At 59.8% G+C, this 26458-nt stretch carries 16 protein-coding genes; 13 read left to right on the forward strand and 3 right to left on the reverse strand.

What is annotated here, in order from left to right; all coding sequences use genetic code 11:
* Positions 1-366: 366 nt before the first annotated feature.
* Positions 367-2259 carry a hypothetical protein gene (locus ACCD06_RS02190; protein WP_413338432.1) on the forward strand — a complete coding sequence of 631 codons (1893 nt, stop codon included), beginning with the start codon at positions 367-369 and terminating at the stop codon, positions 2257-2259.
* Between the two features lie 545 nt (positions 2260-2804).
* Here ACCD06_RS02190 and ppk2 read toward each other — a convergent pair.
* The gene (gene ppk2, locus ACCD06_RS02195; RefSeq protein WP_413338434.1) at positions 2805-3674 is read right to left on the reverse strand and encodes a polyphosphate kinase 2; all 870 of its coding nucleotides are present in this window, start codon (positions 3672-3674) and stop codon (positions 2805-2807) included.
* A 649-nt stretch (positions 3675-4323) separates the two neighbouring features.
* On the opposite strand from ppk2, the gene ACCD06_RS02200 reads away from it, so the two are divergent.
* The 12 genes from ACCD06_RS02200 (at position 4324) to ACCD06_RS02255 (ending at position 23571) form a co-directional block, all read left to right on the forward strand.
* Positions 4324-4782, forward strand: a complete 459-nt coding sequence (locus ACCD06_RS02200; RefSeq protein ID WP_413338436.1) for an EipA family protein — start codon at positions 4324-4326, stop codon at positions 4780-4782.
* Positions 4783-5353: 571 nt separating this feature from the next.
* On the forward strand, positions 5354-7831 hold the full coding sequence (locus tag ACCD06_RS02205) for a TerB family tellurite resistance protein (protein ID WP_413338438.1): 2478 nt from the start codon (positions 5354-5356) through the stop codon (positions 7829-7831).
* A gap of 59 nt (positions 7832-7890) precedes the next feature.
* The gene (locus tag ACCD06_RS02210; protein WP_413338440.1) at positions 7891-8370 is read left to right on the forward strand and encodes a hypothetical protein; all 480 of its coding nucleotides are present in this window, start codon (positions 7891-7893) and stop codon (positions 8368-8370) included.
* 10 nt (positions 8371-8380) lie between these two features.
* On the forward strand, positions 8381-9358 hold the full coding sequence (locus tag ACCD06_RS02215; RefSeq protein ID WP_413338442.1) for a bifunctional enoyl-CoA hydratase/phosphate acetyltransferase: 978 nt from the start codon (positions 8381-8383) through the stop codon (positions 9356-9358).
* Positions 9359-9363: 5 nt separating this feature from the next.
* Positions 9364-10563, forward strand: coding sequence for an acetate/propionate family kinase (locus tag ACCD06_RS02220; RefSeq protein WP_413338444.1), 1200 nt, complete (start codon positions 9364-9366; stop codon positions 10561-10563).
* A 16-nt stretch (positions 10564-10579) separates the two neighbouring features.
* Entirely contained in the window at positions 10580-11683 is a 1104-nt protein-coding gene (locus ACCD06_RS02225) for an efflux RND transporter periplasmic adaptor subunit (protein ID WP_413338447.1), read from the forward strand.
* Positions 11680-12849: an efflux RND transporter periplasmic adaptor subunit gene (locus tag ACCD06_RS02230; protein WP_413338449.1), complete on the forward strand. Its 1170-nt coding sequence runs from the start codon at positions 11680-11682 to the stop codon at positions 12847-12849. Before ACCD06_RS02225 ends, ACCD06_RS02230 begins: the two co-directional genes overlap by 4 nt.
* Complete coding sequence (locus tag ACCD06_RS02235) at positions 12846-16004, forward strand: efflux RND transporter permease subunit (protein WP_413338451.1); 3159 nt, start codon at positions 12846-12848, stop codon at positions 16002-16004. The genes ACCD06_RS02230 and ACCD06_RS02235 overlap by 4 nt, the downstream gene beginning before the upstream one ends.
* A gap of 46 nt (positions 16005-16050) precedes the next feature.
* Complete coding sequence (locus ACCD06_RS02240) at positions 16051-18015, forward strand: mechanosensitive ion channel family protein (RefSeq protein ID WP_413338452.1); 1965 nt, start codon at positions 16051-16053, stop codon at positions 18013-18015.
* Positions 18016-18058: 43 nt separating this feature from the next.
* Positions 18059-20860: an MGH1-like glycoside hydrolase domain-containing protein gene (locus ACCD06_RS02245; RefSeq protein WP_413338454.1), complete on the forward strand. Its 2802-nt coding sequence runs from the start codon at positions 18059-18061 to the stop codon at positions 20858-20860.
* A gap of 104 nt (positions 20861-20964) precedes the next feature.
* Entirely contained in the window at positions 20965-22128 is a 1164-nt protein-coding gene (locus ACCD06_RS02250; RefSeq protein ID WP_413338456.1) for an AI-2E family transporter, read from the forward strand.
* 636 nt (positions 22129-22764) lie between these two features.
* Entirely contained in the window at positions 22765-23571 is an 807-nt protein-coding gene (locus ACCD06_RS02255; protein WP_413338458.1) for a cyclic nucleotide-binding domain-containing protein, read from the forward strand.
* Between the two features lie 138 nt (positions 23572-23709).
* Here ACCD06_RS02255 and ACCD06_RS02260 read toward each other — a convergent pair whose 3' ends face one another.
* A complete protein-coding gene (locus ACCD06_RS02260; RefSeq protein ID WP_413338460.1) occupies positions 23710-24906 on the reverse strand; it encodes a hypothetical protein in 1197 nt (398 codons plus the stop codon).
* 1108 nt (positions 24907-26014) lie between these two features.
* Positions 26015-26371, reverse strand: coding sequence for a hypothetical protein (locus ACCD06_RS02265; RefSeq protein ID WP_413338462.1), 357 nt, complete (start codon positions 26369-26371; stop codon positions 26015-26017).
* Positions 26372-26458: the final 87 nt, after the last annotated feature.

The raw sequence follows: 26458 nt of genomic DNA on the forward strand, positions 1-26458 counted from the left end.
GTGCGATGATTCCACAGGAAAGGGGAATGTCGTGCTCTAACGGCGCAGGATTGATATCCCAAAGTCATAGAATTCACTATGTGATCGTCCGCAAGCACATACTTCAACGGCCAGGGTTTGCGCGTCAAAAAAATTTAAATATAAAAGAAAGTGATGGATCAGTTCTTGCAGTGCTTAATGTTAACTCACTAAACCAAATGAAAGCTCGTCTTATTGATAATGGTTATTAATTAATGTCCGAGATGGTTATGAGTTAGCCGAAAACAATATTTCGCTGCGTTTGCTTTTTTGTCGCAATTAAAACAAATTTTATTGGAAAGGAGCTGTGCGGCTAATGAGCGTCAGTTGCAGGATTGGAGAGATAAGATGCGTCAAGAGAATGATAACGAAATTCCTCCCAAACTCATCAAAGATGCGCTTGATCGAGTCCTTAACAGTCGAGGCTTCCGGGCATCAGTGCGGAAGCAACGATTTTTGCAATTTATTGTGCAAGAAACCTTGACCGGTCGCGCTGATCGGATAAAGGGCTACACTATTGCGGTTGATGTATTTGATAGAGATGAAACTTTCGACCCGCTTCTGGATCCAGTCGTGCGCATACAGGCTGGACGAATACGTCGTTGTCTTGAGCAATATTATCTTACCGACGGGGCTAACGACCCGGTTCAAATTACAATTCCGAAGGGAAGCTATGTCCCACACTTTATAATGGCGCCTCACGCCTACGGAAATTTTTCACAATTTGACGATAATAATATCACCGGGAAAAATGGTGAAGATGGAGATTTCAAAGTTTCCGAAAAGCTTGTTCCTGAAATGAATTGTGTAAGCGCTTCGCCTACGCCCAGGGACCATACCACTCCGCTGAGAAGCCAACGGTTTTTCGGTATACCGAGCCGTATGGCCTCAGCTAAACCGGCGCTCCTGTTTCTCATATTTGCCTCAATATCCTTAACCATTCTGACCATTTTCTGGAATGCTTCCTCCATACAAAGGGAGGCTGTGCCTCTGGTTGCAACGACCGTTGTGCGCGGCCCGTCACTCCTCGTCTTCCCAATCTCCAACAGCACCGGAGATCCAGCACAAGGTATCTTTGCCGATAGTCTCACTGAAGATCTGATTGGTGGGCTGATCAGGTTTCGGAACTTGCGGGTCTTTGGAGCGGACAACACTATCCATACCCTTGCCGCTTCGACGTCGCGCGACAATGAACGAGCCACGACTGCTGAGTACGTGCTGAAGGGCACGGCGGGGCAGTTCGACGGTCAGCTTCGGGTTACCGTTACGTTGATGGATGGGAAAAGTCGTCGGTACATCTGGTCAAACACCTTCCAGCGTGATTTCACGCCGGCCACGCTTGCAGATGTGCGGCAGAAGATATCAGCAGAGGTGGCTCGCAAAATTGCACAGCCATTTGGCGTAGTTTATGAAGAAGAGGCGCGCGCCAGTGCCGATCAGAAGGCAAATATGTTGTCCTCTTATGAATGTATGCTGCGCACATATCAATATTGGCGACAGCTAACGGCCAATCTACATGCTCAAGCGCGCACGTGCCTCGAACGTGCGGTCCAGGTTGATCCACTCTATGCGGAAGCTTGGGCCGCGCTGGCCCTGGTGACTGCCGACGAAGGCCGGCTGGGATTCAATCGGAGTTCCGGTCGACCCGATCCTATCGCAAAGAGCATGCAACTCGCGCAATACGCGGTAGCCTTGAGTCCGGATGCGCCATTGCCCCTGAGGGCTTTGGGGATGTCTTATTGGTTGCAGGGTGAACCGCATTTGGGCATCGCCACCTATGAACGAGCGTTCTCGCTCAATCCCAACGACAGCGATCTCCTGGCAGAGCTTGGACGCTGCTACAGCCTAATCGGTGCGTGGGACAAGGGCGTGCCCCTGATCCTGGAGGCCTATGCGCGCAACCCTGCGCTATCGGGCTGGTACCATTCCATCTTGGCCCTTTACCACTACGTGCACGGCCGCTTCGGCGCAGCCCTGGACGAGGCCAAACAAATCAATGTGCCGGAATCGGTCCTTCCGCATGTCAGCTTGGCGATGATACATGCCGAAGCCGGCCATCCAGCCGAAGCGGCCGCGGAGGTGGAGAAAATACAGAGCATCGACCCCCAATTCGCGGACAATGCGCAAGCCAGTCTCGAAAGGCTGAACCTCGCGCCCGACACACTGTCGCGTATCGCTGACGGTTTGCGCAAGGCCGGTCTGTTCGGCAGAGCACAGCGAGAAGCCAGCGAACAGTGGTGAAATGCGCGGGGGAAAGCGTCCTGAAGTCCGGGGCACTCGATTTACGAGATCAAGGCCCTGCGCGGTTCTGATGACCGCTTTCATAACCGGTAGCTGACCAGAACAGCGATCTGGACACCGACGTGGAGACCGACTGAGAGCCGGCCCCCATTACAATCGGCAATGCCCGGCTTGCCGCCAACTGGTGACGAGGTGGGCGGAGCCTCGCTTGTCTCGGCGGTAGCAGGTCACGAATTCAGCAACTTAACCACCTGCCCATCAAGCTTTTACGGACAACGTTATATTGAGGCTATTCTCCCCAATCCATTTGACTGTCAGCCCCGCTTCTCGTCGTGTCTCTTCTAACCCCATAGCCGGTTCTATAAGAAGTCTGGCCATAGCTTCCAGAGACGGCGCCAGCAGAGGAATCTCCCTGTGTGTAGTTTGAAGGGATACCATCACATGCGCTCAAGAGAGACGCTGCGGCCACTAGAAAAATAATGCCCGTTTTCATTTTGATCTCCTCTTCGTCTGGAGGGACGGCGGATGCGATTGCCTGGTTTCTGCTACTCGTTCGCCCACTGATGCTCTGCAACCAATTTATAATAATAGTCGGGTTTGCGATAGCCGCCCGCGTCCTGGCGTTTTGGCAGCTTTATCGAAGCGCGGGGGAGATTTTCATAGGGAACGTGCTCCAGCAGGTGCTTGATGATGTTCAAGCGTGCACGACGCTTGTCATCTGAATGCGCGACGTACCAAGGAGCCCATGGGGTGTCGGTAGCCGTGAACATGTCGTCACGCGCGCGGGAGTAGTCATACCAGCGGCTGTAGGACTTCAAATCCATTGGTGACAGTTTCCAGGTTTTCCTTCCGTCCTGGATTCGTGCCTCCAATCGGCGAGTCTGCTCATCGGCGCTAACTTCCAACCAGTATTTCAATAGGATAATGCCGGATTCGACCATCGCCCGTTCTACCGCAGGGGCCATTTCAAGGAAGCGCTTAGCCTGTTCTTCCGTACAAAAACCCATAACCCGTTCAATCCCCGCGCGGTTGTACCAGCTTCGGTCGAAAATCACGACCTCGCCGGCGGCCGGCAGGTGGGGAATATAGCGTTGTATGTACATCTGCGACTTTTCACGTTCCGTCGGCGTCGGTAGGGCCACCACGCGGAAAATGCGCGGGCTGACACGCTCGGTGATCGCCTTGATCGTCCCGCCCTTGCCGGCTGTATCGCGTCCCTCAAAGACGATGCAGATCTTGAGGCCCTTACGCACCACCCATTCCTGGAGCGTGACAAGCTCAACATGAAGCTTTGCCAGTTCCTTCTCGTAAACTCGCCGTTTCAGCTTTTCTACGGGTGCATTGTCACCAGAGCGATTGGTGAGAATGTCGTCATTGGCGTGGTGCTGTTTTCGCGCTTTGGCATGCTTTGCCATGATTGTTGCCCTACCGTGCTATGGAGTTGTCCTAATCAGGCGGCAAACGATGACAGTGCGGAAGTACCCTGCTGCAGGTTCCTATTTGCTACTGTAACTGTGGTGAGCTTGATCGGCCGGATTCTTCCCGAGACCGGAATGCTCCTCCAGGCAGGGGGCCAGTCCTTCATTCAGAGAAGAGGGACGGATGAGACGAAGCCGGTTCACCAAGGCGACGTTCCACACCCCGAATTCTATTTGATCGGTGGTCATAACGTTGCGCTACCGCTCCCGGCATCCGGATGATGAATGCAGTCCTTCGGGAAAGGCTGGGCGAGTTCTCACCCCAGCAGCGACGGTTCGGCTATTGACAACTGCGGCGGCTGCTCTCCAAAGATGCACGAATCCTCTTCCAGACGTGAATCATACGTCGACGTATAATAAATTCGCAGGTAGCGCATAGGATCTTCGGAGTTGGTTACAGTAACTATGTTCATCGTGCAGGGAAAATCATATAACATTCTCGTCAATCAACTTCGTAATCCTTAGCAAAAATCCTTGCGTGATCCTTGCGTGAACGAAGTGTGGAGAGCGAAGTTATTCCAGAGTTGGAAGTATAGTTTCGTTCTCTTCTCCGTTCTCTGCAGTCTTGGAAATTTGGGAGGACTATATGTTCAAGGTCGCCAGCCACCGGATAAGCTATGTAGCGATGGCTTTCATCAGCATCAACGCATGCTTTTTTGGCGAATTGTCTGCTCAAGAAGAAAAGCCGATGCCCGTAGGGAGAATCGAATTTACCGGCGGGTCTGCCGCACTTGGCATTGGGTACTCGTGGGGAAATGGTACGCTGTACTATCAAGGCCAGCAGTTCCCCTTCTCTGCATCCGGACTGACGCTCGCTGATGTGGGAGGTACAAAAAACGAAGCTGCCGCAGATGTTTATAACCTCAAAAATATCGAAGACTTCCCGGGCACCTATTCGGTGGCACAGACCGGTGCGGCTCTGGTTGGAGGAGGTGGCATCGGATATCTGGAGAATGAAAAAGGTGTTGTGCTGAAGGTTACGTCAAACACGCAAGGAGCCAGATTGACGCTCGGGCTCGGGGGTGTAACGGTATCAATGAAGTAGCAAATTTTTCCTCGGATTTTCGAAATGCGAAAACATAGCTCGGGACACTGCTGTTATCAGGTTTTCACCATTGGGTGAGAGAAGCATGAGAAAAGTGATCTGATATCTTATCAGCGCCATTCTATCCTACTGTACCGTTACGGTATCAGTGTTAACTGTTACAAGCTACCCCCTCTTCGCTTGGGAATCCTACACTACATCGCAACATTCCTGAGCGGGCACTCCTCAGCGGGATGTCTCCGCAGAGGTTCATCCTGTAGCTCATATGCAAGCCGCAGCTTCTCTCTGAAAGGATTTAGTTTCATTTGGCCTTGCTACTTGCTGCGTCAACCGCAGCAAACGCGACAATGCGGCCAAATGGAGCGTCAGAAAATACCTTAAGATCCTCACGGAATTGGTGTGATTACTGAATAATGGTACTCAAAGTCTCCATGCAATAAAGGTGGTTCTGCATTTTAAAATTACGAATATTTCTGGAACTCTCCATAAATCGCCCGAAAAAGTAGGCCAGCAAATCGCGTGCAGCGCGTGCAGCAGAACGCATGCCGCAATGAGAGAGGATACAAAGCTGATGACCGACCTATGGCAACAATCCATGAGCAGCGCAATTTCGGCCTTCACTGCGGCCCTCTCGACCCCGTTCGCAGCGTTCCAACCGGGTGCGGGCATGAAAGGTGGCCAATCTCACCACGCCGATGTGGCTGCGCAGTCCACTGGAGATCTTGCCTCTAAGATCGCCATTACCTCTCCCATCGCCCCTATGAATATGCTGCCTGACGCAGCGACTTACAGCATCGACGCGTGGCAGCGCTGGATCCTTCTGCTTGATGTACTGCGCCGACGTGGCGACCAGTTCATCGAACATGCCGAACAGGGCAAGCCCCCGGTCCTGACCTTTGCTCACGAGATGGTCTTGGATGGCCGTCACCTGAAACGTCCCTGCAACTATATGCTGCTGCGCATCAAGCCAGCCCCGGGGATTGAGATCGATCCTGCCAAGCGGCCTTTCGTGATCGTCGACCCTCGAGCCGGTCACGGCCCCGGAATTGGCGGCTTCAAGCCTGACAGCCAAATCGGCGCGGCGCTGCAGGCCGGTCATCCCTGCTATTTCGTCGGATTTCACCCGGAACCCGTGCCAGGTCAGACTTTGTCCGACGTTGCCGCTGCGGAGGCCACCTTCCTCGAGCATGTCAGCGCACTGCACGAGGCGTGTGCCAGCAAGCCCTGTGTCATCGGCAACTGCCAGGCCGGTTGGGCGGTAATGGCGCTGAGCGCCGCGCGCCCCGATCTTATGGGGCCGATCATCATTGCCGGCTCTCCGCTTTCCTATTGGGCAGGTGTCAAAGGGCAAAACCCAATGCGCTATCTTGGCGGCCTCTATGGCGGCGCCTGGCTGGCGGCGCTGGCCGGCGACCTGGGGAACGGTCGGTTCGACGGCGCCCATCTGATCGGCAACTTTGAAAAGCTCGATCCAGCCAACACTTTGTGGAAGAAGATGTACAACCTCTACGCCTCGATCGATACGGAGGCGGAGCGTTACCTTGCCTTCGAGCGGTGGTGGGGCGGTTACTTCCTCCTGAACAGCGAGGAGATCGAGGCGATCACCGACGAGCTGTTCGTCGGGAACAAGCTGACTGCCGGCAGCATCGTCGGCAAGGATGGCCGACGCCTGGATTTGCGCAACATCCGCTCCCCGATCCTGGTGTTCGCGTCCTGGGGCGACAACATCACCCCGCCGCAACAAGCGCTCGGCTGGATCCTTGACCTGTACGACAGCGTGGACGAGATCCGGGCGCACGAGCAGACCATCGTCTACAACCTGCACCAGGACATCGGTCACCTCGGCATCTTCGTTTCCGGCCGCGTTGCCCGGAAGGAAACTGCGGAGTTCATCGAGAACATCGACCTGATCGACCTGCTGCCGCCCGGCCTGTACGAGATGACGATCCATCCCAAGGATCCGGACATTCCCGGCGCCGATTTGATCGGGGGCAACTATCTCTCCCGCTTCGAGCCGCGCACGCTGGACGATATCCGTCACCTGGGAGGCAACACGACGGAGGACGATCAGCGCTTCGCCACGGTGGCCCGCGTCTCCGACATCAACAAGGGGCTCTATGTTACCTTCGGCCGGCCCCAGATCCGTGCCGCCGTCTCCGAGCCCTTCGCCCAATGGCTGCGGCTGACCAACCCTGTGCGGATGCAGCACTACCTGTTCTCGCACCTGAACCCCTTCATGGCGCCGATCGAATCGCTCGCCGACTGGGTACGGGAGAACCGGCGGCCGGTCGGTCCCGACAATGCCTTTCTGACCGCGGAAGAGACGGTGTCGGAATTCATCGTCCGGTCGCTGAACGCCTACCGTGACCAACGCGATCACTTCGTGGAACGGTTGTTCCTGGATCTTTACGGTTCTCCTCTGCTCCAGGCACTGGTCGGCCTCTCTGCACCGGGTGGCAGCGCCCGTCCACCCCGCACCCGGGACGAGGCATTCGAGGCCCTGGTAGAAAAGAAGAAGGCTGAGATTATGGGGCGTGCCTCCTCCGGAGGCTTCACCGAGGCGCTGTTCCGGGTGCTGGCCTATGCCGGTCGCAGTCGGGAAGCGATCGACGAGCGCAGCTTCCAGATGCTGCGCAGGATCCGGGACGAACATCCGGGGTCGGCCAAGCGGCCACTGGGCGAGGTTCGCGAAATCTTCCGCGAACAGGCGTTCCTGATGCAGATGGACGAGGCGGGCGCGCTTGCCTCCCTGCCGGCTTTGATCCCCGAGGCGGAGCAACGCAAGGAGCTTCTTGCCATTGCCGAGCGGGTCCTCACCGCAGCGGGCCCCCTCACCACCGAGCAGCGCAGCCGGCTGAGAAAGCTTGAACTGCTCTTGGCTGGGGAAACCAAGCCGAGCGACTCTGCGCGACGCCTGATGGCCGCAGCCCGTGACAATCCGCTGCACCAGGCCGCCGACGAGCTTGCACATGACGGTGGCAAGAGAGGCGGGAAGAACGATGGCAGCACCGCCGTCCGCCGGGCGGAACCGCCGACAAAGGTGACGTAACCAACAGTTCCGGCCGTGCAAATCGGGGCCGTTTGACATTGACCGCGAGGAGAATCGCCATGAGCAAGGCCGTACCCCCAACGCCCGATGCTGTCGATCCCGCAAGCAAATTCGATGACATCATCCGTCCGGAGGAGCTTCACCACATCACGGAGGAGGAGGAACTCGCCCGGATGCGGGAGGCGCTGGAACACGAGAAAAAGCGCGAGCAGGAACAGGCAGCGCTGCGTGACGCCTTTATGAATCAGCATATCCGTCACGATGCGAATGAGCGCTTTACCAACGCCGTTCGCCTGGCGGCGGAACGCGGCGTGACCGAACTCCAGATCACGCGTTTTCCCAGCACCTACTGCACCGACAGAGGGCGCGCGATCAACAATTTCGAGCCCGATTGGCCGTCTACGCTGACCGGCTTTGCCCGCGAGGCCTTCGACATCTATGCGAAGCACCTGAAGGAAAAGGGCTATCGAATGGAGGCTCGAATCCTGGATTACCCTGGCGGCATGCCGGGGGATGTCGGCCTGTTCCTGCGTTGGTGAGGGCGGCGACATGAGCGACAACCATCCTGTCGACGCCATGAATGGAGTATCCGGGCGTCGCCACGAAAAGTATGAACGGCTGGTCGAGGTCTGCAGACAGATCGCACCAGTGGCGACCGCCGTCGCCCATCCCTGCGACGTCTCGTCATTGGCCGGAGCGGTTGAAGCCGCGCGCCAGGGCTTCATCCGCCCGATCCTTGTCGGTCCGGCGGATCGCATTCAAGCCGTCGCCGCTGAGGCCGGCATCGACATTTCCTCCTATGAAATCGTCGACGTGCCGCATAGCCACGCCGCCGCAGCGGCAGCCGTCGATCTGGTGCGGCAGGGTCGCGCGCACCTGTTGATGAAGGGCAGCCTTCACACCGACGAGTTGCTGCACGCGGTGACAAAGCGGGAATCCGGCCTGCGTACAGAGCGGCGCATCAGTCACGTGTTCATCATGGACGTCCCAACATACCACAAGGCGTTGTTCATTACCGACGCCGCGGTGAACATTGCGCCGACCCTGGAGGAGAAGCGCGACATCATCCAGAACGCGATCGACCTCGCTCGCGCGCTTGGCAACGATCGACCCAAGGTGGCGATCCTGTCTGCAGTTGAGACAATCAACCCGCAGATTCCCTCTACTGTGGAAGCGGGCGCGCTGTGCAAGATGGCCGACCGCGGCCAGATCACCGGCGCCGTACTGGATGGTCCACTGGCGCTCGACAACGCCATCAGCCCCGAGGCCGCCCGTATCAAGGGGATCGTCTCCCCCGTTGCTGGAAACGCCGACATCCTGGTCGTTCCGGATCTGGAGGCGGGCAACATGCTCGCCAAAAATCTGACCTTCCTGGCGAATGCCGACGCGGCGGGCATCGTACTGGGCGCGCGGGTACCGATCGTGCTGACCAGCCGGGCCGACAGCGTGATGACGCGGATGGCGTCCTGCGCGGTGGCCGCCCTGTTCGCTGACCGGCAGCGCCTCAAGGAACCGGTGAAAGGATAATCGTGATGCCCGACACCATGCTCGTTATCAACGCCGGCTCCTCCAGCATCAAGTTCCAACTGTTCGATCTCATGCCGACAGTGGGGCAGGCCGACCCGATGCCAGCGCGCCTGCGTGGCCAGATCGAGGGGATTGGCACCCAGCCGCGCCTGCTGTTGAGGTCATCGGAGGGCTGTGGCGCCGGGTATGAGGAGGCGCTGCCCGCCGCGGTGGAGGGAATGCCGAATGCAATGACCTTTCTCGGCAATTGGCTTCGGGAATGGTTGGGCGGAGTGCTTCCGGTCGCGGTCGGCCACCGTGTCGTTCATGGGGGACCAGCCTATGACGAGCCCATCGTCGTTGACGATGCCGCCATTGAGACGCTGGAACGCTACGCGCCCCTCGCCCCCCTGCACCAGCCGCACAATTTGGCGCCGATCCGCGCGATCCGGTCGATGATGCCTGGCATGGTGCAGGTGGCCTGCTTCGATACCGCCTTTCACCGGCGACATCCCGAGGTCGCCGACCGCTACGCCATTCCCGAGCAACTTTACCGGGAGGGCGTGCGCCGCTACGGATTCCACGGCCTCAGTTATGAATGGATCGCCCGACGGCTGCACGACGTCGCGCCATTGATCGCGCACGGGCGCGTGATCATCGCCCACCTGGGCAGCGGTGCAAGCATGTGTGCCATCCAGGACGGGGTCAGCATCGACAGCACGATGGGCTTCACCGCGCTCGACGGCCTGCCGATGGGAACACGGCCCGGCCAGCTCGACCCCGGCATCGTGCTGTATCTGCTGAGCCGCGGCATGGATGCCCATGCAATCGAACAAATGCTCTACCGCGACTGCGGGTTGAAAGGCCTGTCCGGCTTCAGCAACGACGTCCGCGACCTGCTGGGAAGCCCCGACCCACGCGCATCTCTGGCGCTGGAGGTCTTCATCTATCGCGCGAGCCTTGCCATCGGTTCGCTGACCGCCGCGCTCGGCGGGCTGGATGCGCTGGTCTTCACCGCCGGCATCGGCGAGCACTCCGCGGTCATCCGCTCGGCCATCGCCGAACGATCGCGTTGGATCGGCCTCGTGCTCGACGAGACCGCCAACCTGATGGGGCGCTCCTGCATCAGTTCCGCCGACAGTCAGGTCCAGGCCTACGTGATTCCGACCGATGAGGAACGGATGATCGCGACCCATACCAGCGCGCTACTCGCCCGCCGGCGCTAACCAGTGAGAGCGCATCATGCCCTGGCTTCAGCCATCCCAACCCGCCTGTGTCGCGATCTTCTTGCTGATCGGTCTCGCCCTTGCCGGGTGCGAACAACCGACGCCACCGCCGGCCGAGGCGACGACGGTGCGAGCCATTCCGGCGCAGACAACCCGGCTCGACAACACGGCCACTCTGACCGGCCAGATCCAGTCCCGCCACGAAAGCAACTTGAGCTTCCGCATCGGCGGTAAGCTGGTCGAGCGGGCGGTTGAGATCGGGCAGTCGGTCAAGGTCAATGACCTGCTTGCGCGTTTGGACGATCAAGACCAGCGGAACAGCTTGCGGTCGGCGGAATCGGAGGTCTCTTCCGCGAAGGCCGCCGTTGAGCAGAGCCGCGCTCAGGAGGAGCGCCAGCGCGCGCTGCTCGCCAACGGCTTCACCACCCGCGTGCAGTTTGACAACGCGCAGCGCCGTTATGCCCAAGCGCAGGCTGACCTGGATTCTGCCGAGGCAAAGCTGCGAAATGCGCAAGACAACCTGTCCTACACCGAACTGCGCGCCGACCGCGACGGCGTCATCACAGGCAAGGCTGCGGAAGCGGGGCAGGTCGTCATGGCCGGCCAGATGGTGGTCCAACTGGCTGATCCCGACGCGGCGGAGGCGGTGTTCCAGGTGCCGGGTGCCAGCATCCGGTTGGAGGGCAACGGCGCATTGCCTCCCGTCGAGGTTCGCTTGGTGAGCGATCATAGCCAGGTCGCCGAGGGAACCATCCGCGAGGTGTCGCCAGGCGTCGACCCGGTCACGCGCACCTACACCATCAAGGTATCCTTGCCCAATGCTCCGCGGACCTTCCTGCTGGGCGCCGCGGTGACCGGGCGAGCGAAATTGCCGGCGCGCCCGGTCGTCAGCCTTCCGGCCTCCGCCCTGTTCGAGACGATCCAAGGCGCCCCCGCCGTTTGGGTGGTGGCGCAGCCGGCGGCCACGGTCAGTTTGCGTCCAGTGTCAATTCTACAGTTCGACACCGGAACGGTAACAATCTCCAAGGGGCTTGACGACGGCGAGTTGGTGGTGATCGGCGGGGTGCAGAAGCTGCGCCCGGGCCAGAAGGTGGCGATCGCGCAAGGAGAAGGCGCATGACCATCTCCTCGCCCCCTCGTTTCCATCCGGCCGCCTTTGTGGCTCTGGCGATGTTGCCCGCAATGCTGGCCGGCTGCCAGCAGGACAGCCGCACCGGATCTCATGAAGCGGGTTCCGCCCCCATGGTCCGTCCGGTGCGGACTGTTCGGGTCGAGCCGGTGAGCTTTCAGCTTTCCAGGTCCGTGACCGGCATCATCGAGGCGCGGGCCGATGCCGACCTCGGCTTCCGTATCGCCGGCAAGCTGGTGGAGCGGACGGTCGATGTCGGTGCCCGGGTAAAGGCTGGCGATATATTGGCCCGATTGGACGGCCAGGATCAGCGCAACGCCTTGCAATCCGCCCGGGCGATGCTGGCATCGGCGAAGGCCGAACAGCTCCAGGCCAGCAACGAGGAGGAACGCAAGCGTTCGTTGCTGGCCAACGGCAACACCACCCGGGTGGAATATGACGCGGCGCTGCTGGCCAAGCGGACGGCGGATGCCAGGGTGGTGGCGGCCGAGGCTTCCCGGCAGGCGGCCAGCGACCAGCTCGGCTACACGGAACTGAAAGCCGACCGCGATGGTGTCGTCACGGAAACCGGAGCTGAACCCGGGCAGGTGCTGGAAGCCGGCGCAATGGTGGTGCGGGTCGCGCGACCGGAGGAGCGGGAGGCTGTCTTCAACATTGCCGAAGCGGGGTTGCAGGCCGCCCCCCGAGATCCGGTGGTCGAGGTCGCGCTGGTCGGCGACGACAGCGTTACCGCGCGGGGACGTGTGCGCGAAGTGTCGCCCCAAGCCGATCCGGTTACCCGCACCCACACCGTTCGGATCACGCTGGAGAATCCACCCGACGCGCTGCGTCTTGGAGCCACCGTGACTGGCCGGTTGGTGCGCCAACCGGAGCCGGTGATCGAACTGCCGCAAAGCGCCATCTACGAGACCTCTGGGCAGAGCGTCGTCTGGGTCGTCGATCCGAAGGAGCAGATTGTCCGACCTCGTGCCGTCACGGTGCGCCCGAAGGAAGAGCCCGCGGGCGCTGGGAAAAATGACGGCGAGGATGACGGCAGTCCAGTGATCGTCAGCAGCGGCCTGTCACCCGGCGACATCGTCCTTACCGCCGGAGTGCGCAGCGTCTCGGAAGGGCAGCGCGTCCGCCTCGACCAACCGACAGAAACGGCAGCACCATGACCGGATTCAATCTCTCGGAGTGGGCTCTCCGGCACCGCTCCTTCACATGGTACCTGATCCTCTCCCTGACGCTGGCCGGCGGCCTCGCTTATTTCCGCCTCGGACGGGAGGAGGATCCGGCCTTTACCATCAAGACGATGGTCGTCCAGACCAATTGGCCGGGTGCCACGATCGAGGACACCATGAAGCTGGTGACCGATCCGATCGAGAAGAAGTTGGAGGAAATTCCTTATCTGGATTACGTGAAAAGCTACACAAAGCCTGGAATTTCCGTTGTCTACGTCAACTTGAAGGATTACACGCCGGCATCCGCCGTTTCCGATCTCTGGTATCAGGTGCGCAAGAAGATCGCCGACATGAAGGCGACCCTGCCGCAGGGCATCCAGGGCCCGGCCTTCAACGACGAGTTCGGCGACACCTTCGGCACGGTCTATGCGTTCACCGCTGATGGCTTCAGCTATCGCGCGCTGAAGGATTATGCAGAGACGGCGCGGGCGGAATTGATGCGCGTGCCGGATGTCGGCAAAATCCAGTTCGTCGGCATCCAGAATGAAAAAATCTACCTCGACTTCTCAACGCGCCAGCTCGCCGCCATGGGAATCGACCGGGGGCAGGTGATCGCGGATCTGCAGGCTCAGAACGCCGTCGCCCCGGCAGGCATCGTGCAGGCGGGCGACGAGAAGGTCACGGTGCGGGTCAGCGGCGCCTTCACCTCGGAAGATAGCCTGCGGGCGATCAGCCTGCGTGCCAATGATAAATTCTACCGGCTGACCGACATCGCGGAGGTGCGGCGCGGCTACGCCGATCCGCCGACGCCGATCTTCCGATACAACGGCAAGCCGGCCATCGGTCTGATCATCTCGATGGCGGCCGGTGGCAATGTGCTCGCCTTCGGCGAGGGTATCCACGAGCGGATGCGCCAAGTGGAAGCCAACCTTCCGATCGGTATCGGAGTCCACTTGGTTGCCAACCAGTCGGTGGTCGTCGAGGAGTCGGTCGCCGGCTTCACCAAAGCACTGGAAGAAGCGGTCATCATTGTGCTGGCGGTCAGCTTCGTCAGCCTCGGGCTACGTGCCGGGCTGGTGGTGGCGACCTCCATACCGCTGGTGCTGGCCATGACCTTCATCGGCATGGAGTTCTACGGCATCGCGCTTCAGCGCATCTCGCTCGGCGCCCTGATCATCGCGCTCGGCCTGCTGGTCGACGACGCCATGATCACCGTCGAGATGATGATCACAAAACTGGAGGAAGGCTTCAGCCTCGATAAGGCGGCCACCTTCGCCTACACCTCCACCGCATTTCCGATGCTGACCGGAACGCTGGTGACGGTGGCTGGCTTCATCCCGATCGGCTTCGCCCAGGGCGGAGCGGCGGAATATTGCTTCACCCTCTTCGCCGTCGTGGCGATGGCCCTGCTGTTCTCCTGGATCGTCGCCGTGCTGTTCGCACCCCTGATCGGGGTCTACGTGCTTCGCCCGCCGCGGGGGGGCGGACATGGGCACGGCGTCGCACATGAACCGGGTCGGTTGATGCGGATGTTCCGCAGCAGCCTGCGCATGGCCATGCGAGCCCGCTACCTGGTGATCGGACTGACGTTCATACTCTTCGGTCTCTCAGTCTTCGGCTTGCGCTTCGTTCAGCAGCAGTTTTTTCCCGCGTCCGATCGGCCGGAGCTGCTGGTCAATCTGACCCTGCCGCAGACCGCATCGATCAAGGCGACCCGGGACACCGCCGACCGGCTGGAAAAGGTATTGGCCGCCGACCCGGACATCGACCATTGGAGCTTCTACATCGGTCAGGGCGCCATCCGCTTCTATCTGCCGCTCGACGTTCAACTGACCAATGATTATTTCGCCCAGGCGGTGGTGGTCACCAAGGGCTATGCAGTTCGCGAGGCCGTGCGCGCTCGCTTGGAGAAGGTGCTGAATGAAGGTTTCTCCGATCTCAACACGCGGGTCAGTCCGCTGGAGATGGGGCCTCCCGTCGGCTGGCCGCTCCAATACCGGGTGTCCGGTCCCGACGTGCGCGAGGTGCGCGCGCTTGCCAATCGCGTCGCCGACACGATCGGCGGCAACCCCTATACACGACTGATCAACTACGACTGGAATGAGCCGTCCAAGGTCGTGCGGGTCGAGGTCGACCAGGACAAGGCGCGCCTGCTCGGCATCAGTTCGAAAGCGCTCGAGCAGGCGCTGAATGCCACGGTGTCGGGCCTCGCCTTCACGCAACTGCGCGACGACATCTACCTGATCGACGTGGTGGCCCAGGCCAGCCATGCCGAGCGAAGCTCGACCGAGACGCTGCGCAACCTGCAGATCGCCATACCCGGCGGCCGCACCGTGCCCCTGCGGGACTTTGCCACCCTGCGCTACGAGTTGGAGCAGCCCGTCGTCTGGCGGCGCGCGCGGCAGCCGACCATCACCGTACAGGCCGACCTCGTTCCGCCTTTGCAGGCTGCGACGGTGGTGCAACAGCTGGCCCCGGCGATGGACGAACTGCGGCGCAGCCTGCCTCCTGGTTACAGCATCGAGGTCGGCGGTACCGTCGAGAACAGCGCCAAAGGCATGGCATCGATCACCGCTGTTTTCCCGATCATGGTCTTCGTGATGCTGACCGTGCTGATGATCCAGCTGCAGGGATTCAGCAAACTGTTCCTGGTCATCAGTGTCGCACCGCTGGGCGTGATAGGCGTGGTCGCAGCGCTGCTGCCAACCGGCACTCCGCTCGGCTTCGTCGCCATTCTGGGCGTGGTGGCGCTGATCGGCATGATCGTGCGCAACTCCGTCATCATGATCGCGCAGATCGACGAGCATCTCGCCATGGGCGAGCACCCTTGGGACGCCGTCATCAACGCGACGATGCACCGGGTACGTCCGATCCTGCTCACCGCAGCAGCCGCCAGCCTGGGCATGATTCCGATTGCGCCGGAGGTTTTCTGGGGACCGATGGCCTATGCCATCATCGGCGGCCTGATCGTCGCAACGCTGCTGACGCTCCTGTTCTTGCCGGCGCTCTACGTCGCTTGGTTCCGCATCCAGGAGCCGGTGCCTGAGGCTGTGGAGAGCGCACGGCCCCGTTCGGAAGCAGCGGTGCGCCCCGACGATCGGGCGCCGACCGGCGGAGCGACGGGCGGAGGAGTGCCGAGCGGTGTATAGGCACGGACGTTTTCCCACAGTTCCCATCGGCTCACGGGCGGTGTCCTTGATAACGGCGCTCCTGCTGCCGGTGGTGCCGCTGTGGGCGCCGCCGGCGATCGCGGAAGGAAACCCGATCCTCTCTGCCGATGCCGGGCTGCCGGATTATGCCCGGCGGTTGGAGGCCATCGTAGACGTCTACCCAAGGCTGCCGGCGATCGTCGCTGATGTTTTCGCCCATCCCAATGGTGTGCAGCCAGCCATGTCCCCTCTGCGGCTCGGGTATGGCCTGACCCTGCTCTTTGCCGCCGGAGTGCTCGCCCTGATCGTCGCCCGGCGGCTGCTCCGCCGACAGGAAATCGTGGCACCCGTGCTGCGCCTGACGGCCGGGCTGGCAGAGTTGGCGGCTTTCTCCCTGGGCACGCTGCTGGCTTATGCTTTGATGCGCCCGCCGCACCCGGCAGCACCTGCGATCCTGCTGGCAGTCCTCAAATTGGTCGCCACGATTCTGCTGACCGACCGTATCCTCCGACTCTTGACCGCTCCGGAGGATCAGGCTCACCGCCTGCTGCCGCTTGACACCCCGGCGGCCCATGGCCTGCAAAACACGGCGATGGTCGTGGTTGCTCTGATTGCCGGGCCATTGGGCCTGCTGGATCTGCTGCGCGCCCTGGGCTTGCCGCAGGATGCGGTGTTGGCGCTGGGACTGCCGCTGGGGACGTTGCCGTTCCTCTATTTGCTGTGGGTGGTTTGGCGCCACCGTGTCGCGGTCATACGGACGCTGGTCGAACCGCTTAACCTCGATGCACGCTCGCTGCCATTGCTGGGCGTTTGGCCTGCGCTGGCGACACTGCATCTGTTGGGGCTGTGGCTTATCGCCGCCGGGGCGGCGCTGCGGCAGGAACCGCAGGCCGGGGAGAGGCTCCTGGCAAGCCTGCTGCTGGCGTTCTGCGTGCCTCTCGTGGCACTGGTCCTGACCCGACCGCTCAGCCGCCTCTACCATGGGAACACCAACGACGCTGGGGCGCCGGACGATTCCAGCCCGCAGGTGGCGCGGTTGATGCGCGCCATCCTGCTGGCAATGATCGTGCTGGGCGTGGTCGGCACGGCGATGATCTGGGGTTATGGGCTCGATAGCGTCGGCGGGCCGAGCGCCTTCCTGATGCGGCTGCTGTTCAATCTTTCGGTCGTGTTGCTGCTCGGCTATGTCGCGTGGGTGTTGATGGTCCGTGTCATCGACCGTGCGCTCAGCGCGTCGCAGCGTGGAAACCAGTCGACGCGCGCCCAGCGCATGGCGACGCTGCTGCCGCTGCTGCGCAAGGTTCTCCAGGTGATGCTGGTCGTGTCCGTGATGATGATCGTGTTGTCATCGCTTGGCATCGAAATCGGCCCGCTGCTCGCAGGTGCCGGTGTGGTGGGCATCGCCATCGGGCTCGGCGCTCAATCGACCATTGCCGACATTTTGGCCGGTGTCTTCTTTCTGCTCGAAGATGCCTTCCGCATGGGTGATTACGTTGAGGTCGGGCAGCTGCGTGGGACGGTAGAAGGCATTTCTCTGCGTTCTCTCAAACTGCGGCACCACAGAGGTGCGGTTCACACGCTTCCCTTCGGCCAGATCAAGGCGCTGACCAATTACAGCCGCGACTGGGCACTGATCCGGCTGGAATTCCGGGTTCCGCCGGAAACCGATCTCGATCTCGTCAAGAAGCTGGTCAAGGACATCGGCAAACAGTTGGCGAGCGACCCGGAGACCGGCCCCAACCTCATCGAACCTTTGAAATCCCAGGGCGTGCGTCGGGTCGAGGATGACGCGCTCATCATCGGCGTGAAATTCACCGCCAAGCCGGATGAACAGTTCGTGATCCGGCGCGAGGCCTACCAGCGGCTGATCCGTGCCTTCAATCTGAATGGAATCCACCTGGTCGGCCGGGGTGTGGTGGTGCGGGTGGATGACCCAAAGGCAGCAACCACGGCCCTGGGCTTCGCGGCGCAGGAAGCAATTCGGGAAAAGATCAACATGTCCGCCGATTGATCGACGGCGGGACGGCCACAACACGATGCACGGGGAGGCGACAATGCCAAAGGCGCAACAGCGGAACAGCATCAGCCAAACTGAAGAACAGCACCGCCTGGACCAGGACCGCGAACAGGAAGTCCGATGGAAGGCCTGGGGGCCCTATCTGAGTGAACGGCAATGGGGCACGGTTCGGGAAGATTACAGCGAGTCCGGCGATAGCTGGAGCTTTCTTCCGCATGATCAGGCACGGTCCTGCGCCTACCGATGGGGCGAAGACGGGTTGGCCGGAATATCGGACGACCAGCAACGTCTGTGCTTTGCATTGGCGCTGTGGAACGGGCGCGATCCGATCCTGAAGGAACGGCTGTTCGGTCTCACCAATGGCGAAGGCAATCATGGCGAGGATGTGAAGGAATATTATTTTTATCTCGACAGCACACCGACCCACTCCTACATGCGCTATCTCTACAAATACCCGCAGGCTGCCTTTCCTTACCAAGATCTGGTGGAAACCAACCGCAGGCGCAGTCGGCAGGAATGGGAGTATGAATTGCTGGACACGGGAGTCTTCGACGACGACCGCTATTTCGACGTGTTCGTTGACTACGCCAAAGAGGCTCCGGACCACATCCTTATCCGCATTACCGCCCACAATCGCGGCCCGGACACCGCTGAATTGCATCTCCTGCCAACGCTGTGGTGGCGCAATCGGTGGGCCTGGAATCGCCGCGCCGAGGGCAATCGCGAGAGTACGGCACTACGGCCGACCTTGCGGGAGGTCCGATGTGGCGGCTGGCCCGCCATCGAGGCCACCGACCCGGAGGGCGGGCAGGCGCTGCTCATCTGTGAAGACGATCCAGCATTGCTGTTCACCGACAACGAGACGAACCTCGCCCGCCTCTATGGACGGGAGAACACCAGTCCCTTTGTCAAGGACGGGATCGGGGAGGCTGTTGTCAGGGGACGGCCGGATGCGGTGAACCCCGAAAAGGCCGGCACCAAGGCTGCGGCCCATTACACCCTAACGCTTGCCGCTGGAGAAAACAGGACCGTTCGCTTGCGTCTCGCCATCGACGCCGCTGCCACTCGGCAGGCGGCAGTGGACGGCGATATTTTCGGAGAGTCCTTCACCGAACTCTTCGACCGCAGAAAACGGGAGGCCGACGCCTTTTACGCGACCTTGACGCCGTCGCGCTTGAGCGCCGACGAGGCCGGCGTGCTGCGGCAGGCGCTGGCCAGTATGCTGTGGAGCAAGCAGGTTTACCGGTATGACGTGGGAACATGGCTGAACGAGCGTGGAGCCGGACCGTTCCGGTCGCGGCGTGGCATCGACACGCGCAACGCTCATTGGCACCATATGGAAAATGCCGACATCATCTCGATGCCGGACAAATGGGAGTATCCCTGGTACGCCGCATGGGATTTGGCTTTCCATGTGATCGCCTTGTCGCTGGTGGACCCCGACTTTGGCAAGCAGCAGCTGGAATTGATGCTGTGCGACCGTTACTTGCACCCAAACGGGCAGATTCCCGCCTATGAATGGAATTTCGGTGACGTCAACCCGCCGGTCCATGCCTGGGCGACCATCTTCGTTCACCGTCTGATCCGCGGGCGCAACCGCCAGGAAGATGCGCTGTGGCTCGAACGCATGTTCCAGAAGCTGCTGTTGAACTTTACCTGGTGGCTCAATCGCAAGGACCGCGAAGGCCGGAACGTCTTTGAGGGCGGATTCCTTGGCCTCGACAACATCGGGGTGTTCGACCGCAGTGCCCCGTTGCCGACCGGTGGACATCTGGAGCAGGCCGACGGGACCGCCTGGATGGCACTGTTCAGCCTGAACATGCTGGAAATCGCCATCGAGCTGACCCGAACCGACCCAGCCTATACGAACATGACGATGAAGTTCGCGGAGCATTTCCTCTGGATTGCATCGGCCATGACCCGTCTTGGCGACGACGTCGGTATGTGGGATGAGGAGGATGGCTTCTTCTATGACGTTCTACGCCGGCCCGACGGACGAGCAGAACGCCTGAAGGTCCGCTCCATGGTTGGGCTGCTGCCGCTGTGTGCGGTCTGTGTTTTCGACGGGAGCCTGATGAGCGCGGTTCCCGAAATTGGCAAGCGCTTTCATGATTTCCTGGCCGCCCGGCCGGAGATGATTTCCGGTATGCATGACCCCAGAATCCCCGGATTTAAGGGGCGTCGGCTTGCGTCGATACTGACCGAGGAGCGACTGCGCCGCGTGCTGGCGCGCATGCTGGACGAGGGGGAATTTCTCAGCCCCTATGGCATCCGTTCCCTCTCGCGTCACCACGCCGACCATCCCTTCCGTCTATCGGTCGATGGGCAGGAATTCCAGGTTTCCTATCTGCCGGCCGAATCGGACAGCGGCATGTTCGGCGGCAATTCCAACTGGCGGGGCCCGATCTGGATGCCGGTCAATGCCCTGATTATTCGGTCCCTGCTTCAATATTATTCGTATTTCGGAAATGAATTCACCGTCGAATTTCCAACGGGATCGGGAAATTCAATGAATCTATACGAAGTCGCCGAGCAGTTGTCCAAGCGTTTGTCCGCAATATTCTTGCGGAACGAAGAAGGATTCCGACCCGTCTATGGCGGTGCTGAGAAATTCCAGAGGGATCCCTTTTGGCGCGACCACATCCTGTTCTACGAGTATTTCCATGGTGACAATGGCGCCGGAATTGGAGCAAGTCATCAGACTGGATGGACCGGTTTGGTCGCCCGTTTTCTCCACCTCTTCGCCACGACGACCGCCGATGCATTCCTCAACGAGGGCGTGGAGTCACTGGTGCCCATGCCGCAGCAGAACACATCACCGCAAAAGCAGCATGCCTGACGGAAACTGCCGGTCTGACCGTTGCCGCATCACATGAATTTTTGCAAAACCGGACAAGGCGAGTGGGTAATCGCACCATAAACCCCAGATGAAGGAAATAGGCCATGGCGAACGTCACGCCGGATCGGCCGCTCCCGCAGATCGACCCGTTCGACACGTCCAAACGTTTCGAGATGGGCTATGTCCGTAAGGCATTTGTCCTTGGGCTCATCGCGATGTTGCTTGTCGGTTGCTTCATCGTCCTGCGACCTTTTATTGCGGCAATTCTGTGGGCTGTTATCCTGACCTTCAGCACTTGGCCGCTTTATAGTCGGCTTGAACGGACACTCGGCGGGCGGACAACACTGGCCGCTGTGTTGATGACGCTGTTGGTGATGCTGCTGCTCGTCGGCCCATTGGTCATCCTGGGGCTGAAGCTCTCGGAAAATGTCTTCCGAATGTTCGAGGTGCTGCACGGGATCGTAGGCCGTGATCTGCCGGCGCTCCCCCCCTGGTTGGCTGGAGTGCCAATGGTTGGCGAGCAACTGAACTCGGCGTGGATCAGGCTTGCCAGTGGCGAGGCCAATCTGCGATCAATTCTCCAACCTTATCTGGGCGATATCCGAGATTGGGTGCTGGCTGCCGGCGGTAACCTTCTGTCCGGTACCTCTCTGATCGCTGTCAGCGTCTTCATTGCCTTCTTCCTTTATCGCGACGGCCGCGCTGCGGTGCGACGACTCCATAATGTGATGGGACAGATCGCCGGCGCGCGGGCGCGGCAATCACTGGATGTCGCGGCGGAGACCATGACGGGTGTCGTCCATGGCGTGCTGGGCACGGCGCTGGTGCAGGCAATCGCAGCGGCGGCCGGTTACTGGTTCACCGGCGTGCCCGGCGCCTTTCTTCTGGGGTTCGTGACGTTCTTCTTGACGCTGATTCCGATGGGACCTGTGATCCTCTGGTTGCCGGCGACCGCTTGGTTGATGTCGCACGGCGATTCCATCAATGCGATCGTCCTGGTCTTCTGGGTCGGGTTGGTCGTCGGCGGCCTTGATAACTTCCTTCGTCCGATCCTGATCGGCCGAAGCAGTGCGCTTCCTTTCATCGTCATCTTTCTTGGCATCGTCGGCGGTCTGGTGGCCTTCGGCTTGATCGGCGTATTTCTTGGCCCGACGCTTCTGTCCGTCGCCTACGGTCTCATCCGTGAATGGAGTGGCGGAAGCGAACGGACGGAGCGTATTGAAAGTGGTCTGGTGGGGACGTCTTTTGCAACTGGCGCAAAGGAATAGGAAGAACGCGGAAAGATTTTTGCTTCACTTGGGTATAAATGAAGAACTATGTTAATATAAAGTGAATGATTGCCGATCAAAGGTCTAGGGTTTATTGAGTAGAAAAAGCAATGGCAAGATATATCTATTTGAAATTCGGATAAAAAATAATTTCATGTTATTGTATTTGCGCACACATCGCGCGAGGACAAACCGGTCATCCATGCTCAGTGGGATCATCCATGTCAGCAAGGATCAAATACGCATTGGCACGGTTTCCCGAATTTTCGGAAGCAATAAAGCAGTACTGTGCGGACAGTAGATTTTTCCTAAATTTGTGCGAAGATTATGGGGATGCAATTGAGATGCTTCGTCGCTTGGAACAATATGACGAATCATCAGCATCAAAAAGTATCCGTATGTGTCGTGATCTCGTCGATGACCTTGAACAGGAAATCCTATTGGAATTGGAGCACTCACATGGTGGTTGAAGTTAAAAACTAAAGCCGGTCAATAGGTGACAAACAAGGTTTTCGGTTTGTGCCTGTTCGGCGGATTTAACCTCTTCACAGCGCCCGCTGAACTGACCTGCGCCGTCATGTTGGTGATGGAAACGGACACGCATAGCAGAGACCAACCAGCGGAGAGTAACCTGTCATGGCAAATTCTATGAATTTCAATGCTGGCGAGGTGCTGTTTCGGCAAGGGGAGGTGAGCAGCTATGTTCTTTGGGTGAGACATGGTGAAATTGAAATCCTGCGCGAACATGGGGACGCGTCCGTTCTAATTGGTCACGTTCGAGGTGGTGAGTGGCTCGGCGAAATGGGTGTGATCGAGCATCGCCGCCGGAGCGCCACTGCCCGCGCGTCCATGGATGGCACAGCCGAGGTTCTGAGTGCGGAAGAATTCCTGGATCGGGTGAGCCGCGACGCCACGCTTGCGCGCGACCTGATCCAACGCCTGAGCATTCGCCTGCGGACGATCGAGGATAGGATCACCAATGATTTGTTGCCTGAAGCCCCGAACGTTGCAAGCAGCCCTGCAGGCGTTGAGGGTGATGAGGCCCTACCTGATGAGATAATCCCCTCCAATGCGCCGGTCGCACTGATTGCACGGTCCGATGCTCTGCGTGCCTGGATGGGTGAAGCTCGCCTCTCAGTTGAGCGTCTGCCGTTTGTCGTCGGCCGGGCTCCGACCAGCGGCGAAGCTCCACCGCCGCGACAACCCAATTTGTGTATAGACGATTGCAAGCCCTTTCGTTTGTCGCGCAATCATTTCATGATCAGCCGCGATGAAAATCACCTGTTTATAAACGATCTAGGCAGTACACTGGGGACAATCGTCAATGGTCAAGCAATCGGGCAGCATTTTATGCGTGACTCGGCTTTGTTGCGCTTTGGCGACAATCATCTAATCGCCGGTGGTTGGGGGTCTCCCTTTGACTTCACCATATCCGTCGGTTAACTGAGAACGGCTGTCTGAGGACACTACTTTGGCCGTTTTGGGGTTTGTATGCAGGAAAATCAATGGGTTAGCGAGCGGAGTATGAATTCGCTAACCCATTGAAATTGACTGCGAATCCAGAATTCTGCCAAAGTAGTGCTAGACCAGCACGCCGGCCAGGACTTTCAGGGCTTCGGTGAACGGGAGCAATTGGAACAGGATTGGAAGACCGGGCATGCACGCGATGGATGCAACCCGGAGGATATTGGCGGTGCTGAATGGCACGATCCTCATCTGCCGAACCACCGTGTAGCTTGAGCCCAAATCGACAAGGGAGGACATATCCTGGTTCCCCAGCGCGTCTTCGCCGGCCGGCCGGTCGCCGTTGATCCATTTATCGTGGAAGAGTTGATTGTGGTGCTGGACCAAGATGCCATAGTCACGCAACGCTTCGAGGCGGGTATGGGCCAGCAGAGGAGCGAAGATCAGCAGAGGTCCGAAGGTGACGACCTCGACGAATACGAGATAGGCGAGCAGGAGGGGAGCCATACCCTGCAGCCGCCCCAAGTCGAGCCCCTCGAAATGAGTGCGGAAGGCGATTTCGGCGGCGATCACGCAGCCTACGCCGAAGGGGAAGATCGCCATTGAGACATGGGCGACGCCGAGAAACCCCAGCCCTGCCGACAAGTCGGTGTGGGTCGCAAGGAGATTGAGGCGCAGCCGTGACACCTCCCAAAGGAACAAGGTCCAGATCACGAGCCGCCATACCCAGCGCAACACGAAGAACTGCAGCAGCGGTATAGCGACAAACCGGTACCAGAGGCCAGAGGCCGACAGCCGCAACTCCCCATTCTGCCAGGTCGTGTGCCAGTTGTCGGTCGTGAGCCCGGTCAACTGCTCGAGGTTGATAAAACGCGCCCCAGCGAGAGCCATGATCAGGAACGCCACCTCAGGTAGGTAGGCTTCCCGCCTCCGCTGGACACGGCCAACCGCCGCTGCGAATTCCCTGTAGCTCTCGGGCCGGATGATCTTGGCGTCGATGAAGCGCAGCCCGGCGGCTCGCATGCGCGGGCCGACCACAAGTTCCGCGGTAAAAAGCAGCGGAACGGCCAGGAAAATTCGCGCGTGTGTGGCGAAATCAAGCAGGAAGGCTGCGCGTGGCGTGGGACCCAGGAGATGCCCTTCCATGGCCGCAAAGATAAATAGGGGAATCCAGGTGATTCCGATAAAAACGATAATTCGACGCATCACTGAAGGGCCGGCACCTTTGATGATGCCAAGCCGTTTCATAATCCGATAGGCTGGACCGCCGAGTTCGAATTCAAGATCGGAATCACGGGGTACTGCGGCGTCCATCCATGCCTCCGATGATTTTATGACGTTACGGTAACGAAATTATTTGAAGAATAATTTCCAATGCACCATCGAAATAAAATGTTAGGAGCGAAAGTTTATTAATGTCTACGACACATCAAAGATGTCTGCCGGCGGATAATCCACCAGGAATCTGCACTCCGGTTTAAGACGCTATAGTTGTTTAGGAAATCTCTTGATGCTCACGCAAAGCTAACTACTAAAGACGTCCTCGATCGAGTAGCATTTTCGACGCTACTGTAACCTGGCTCGTATCCTGGTTCGGGATATACGGTGCCATCCAGGTCGCTGTTCCACAGCTGGCCTATGATGTGGTCGCAGCAATGGCCGATGGAGGCGCCGCTTGGAATGGTGCCTCCTTGGCGCCAACCGGCGCGCTGCAGCCTTCATGTGCGCCTGCACACTCGTACCGTCGAGCAAAGCCATGCCGAGTGTCTGGCGATGGAACCGCTACCGCCGAGAGTTCGCCGACTGTGGGGCATCGGTGGCTAACCCCTTCGCCGGCGCGAGGTTGCTGGCGGCCGCTCGGCGTTGGACCATCGTTCCAGCGCAGGATCGGCTCGGTCTGCGGAGGATCGGGATGGCTCGTCGGGATGCACGACCAGTGCGATGGATCAGGGTGCTCTTGCTGCTGTTGATGCCCTGCTTGGCAGCCTGCGCGTCCGATGCCAGCGGTAGCGCCGACACGCGCGCCGCGCTGGAGCGTTACCGCTCGGAACTTTCCAGGATGCATCCCGGCAAAACCCCGCCGGACCTGGGGCCCGATGATGCTCTCTTTACCAGCACGGTCCACCTGGTGCTGAACTCGTATGTGGACGCGTCGGATGCGCAGGTTCTGGTGGACAAGGCCTTGGAGGGAATGCGCCGGATTAGGGCCAGATCAACGGCTTCTCGATATCTGCGTCCGAGATGGTTCAACTCGCTTGCGCGTTGGCGCTCCTCCGCGCAGGTCGGGTGGCGACTGTTGCGCAACGGCGCTGACCGGTCGGCACAGCTGTTGCGGGCGAGGCCGGGCACACGTCCCAACGAACCCACCCATCAGCGAAAGCCATCATTCCTGATGTCGTCACTGTCCTTGTTGGCCCCGCGCTCACCCGGCTCCAACCGGTTCGGAAAGTGGCTGGGTCAGCTCGAACACGTGATAACTCCAGCCCGGCATGTCGAGGAACAGTCCGCGCGACGCCAGGTCTCCGCCCTCACGTTCATAGCTCGCGGCTGCCATCTGGTCCGTCAGGATCACCGGCCCGCAGGCCATACCAGGGCAGCGTAGGTAGCATTGCCCCTGGCAGGGCTGATAATTCACCGCGACGATCCAGACCGTGCCGCATCTACCGGTCCACTGGAAGCCGATGAAGCCGTTCCAGCTGCCATTGCCTGGCCAGGCCTCATCCGGGTCAAGGCACTGCCAGTCTCCGTCCTGAAACACTGGCTTGCGCAGCAGGCTCATCAACTGATCATAGAAAGCGGACACGGCGGCGTTGACCGGCTCGGCGTCGGCCCGCGACAGGTGTACGGGAAGCTGTTTGCGACGCCC

The organism is Azospirillum sp. CT11-132 (assembly GCF_047302835.1).
In the GTDB taxonomy this organism is placed as follows: domain Bacteria; phylum Pseudomonadota; class Alphaproteobacteria; order Azospirillales; family Azospirillaceae; genus Azospirillum.

Coding starts and splice junctions, on each gene's coding strand:
- ACCD06_RS02190 (WP_413338432.1), top strand. CDS start 367: ATGCGTCAAGAGAATGATAACGAAATTCCTCCCAAACTCATCAAAGAT.
- ppk2 (WP_413338434.1), bottom strand. CDS start 3,674: ATGGCAAAGCATGCCAAAGCGCGAAAACAGCACCACGCCAATGACGAC.
- ACCD06_RS02200 (WP_413338436.1), top strand. CDS start 4,324: ATGTTCAAGGTCGCCAGCCACCGGATAAGCTATGTAGCGATGGCTTTC.
- ACCD06_RS02205 (WP_413338438.1), top strand. CDS start 5,354: ATGACCGACCTATGGCAACAATCCATGAGCAGCGCAATTTCGGCCTTC.
- ACCD06_RS02210 (WP_413338440.1), top strand. CDS start 7,891: ATGAGCAAGGCCGTACCCCCAACGCCCGATGCTGTCGATCCCGCAAGC.
- ACCD06_RS02215 (WP_413338442.1), top strand. CDS start 8,381: ATGAGCGACAACCATCCTGTCGACGCCATGAATGGAGTATCCGGGCGT.
- ACCD06_RS02220 (WP_413338444.1), top strand. CDS start 9,364: ATGCCCGACACCATGCTCGTTATCAACGCCGGCTCCTCCAGCATCAAG.
- ACCD06_RS02225 (WP_413338447.1), top strand. CDS start 10,580: ATGCCCTGGCTTCAGCCATCCCAACCCGCCTGTGTCGCGATCTTCTTG.
- ACCD06_RS02230 (WP_413338449.1), top strand. CDS start 11,680: ATGACCATCTCCTCGCCCCCTCGTTTCCATCCGGCCGCCTTTGTGGCT.
- ACCD06_RS02235 (WP_413338451.1), top strand. CDS start 12,846: ATGACCGGATTCAATCTCTCGGAGTGGGCTCTCCGGCACCGCTCCTTC.
- ACCD06_RS02245 (WP_413338454.1), top strand. CDS start 18,059: ATGCCAAAGGCGCAACAGCGGAACAGCATCAGCCAAACTGAAGAACAG.
- ACCD06_RS02250 (WP_413338456.1), top strand. CDS start 20,965: ATGGCGAACGTCACGCCGGATCGGCCGCTCCCGCAGATCGACCCGTTC.
- ACCD06_RS02255 (WP_413338458.1), top strand. CDS start 22,765: ATGGCAAATTCTATGAATTTCAATGCTGGCGAGGTGCTGTTTCGGCAA.
- ACCD06_RS02260 (WP_413338460.1), bottom strand. CDS start 24,906: ATGGACGCCGCAGTACCCCGTGATTCCGATCTTGAATTCGAACTCGGC.
- ACCD06_RS02265 (WP_413338462.1), bottom strand. CDS start 26,371: ATGAGCCTGCTGCGCAAGCCAGTGTTTCAGGACGGAGACTGGCAGTGC.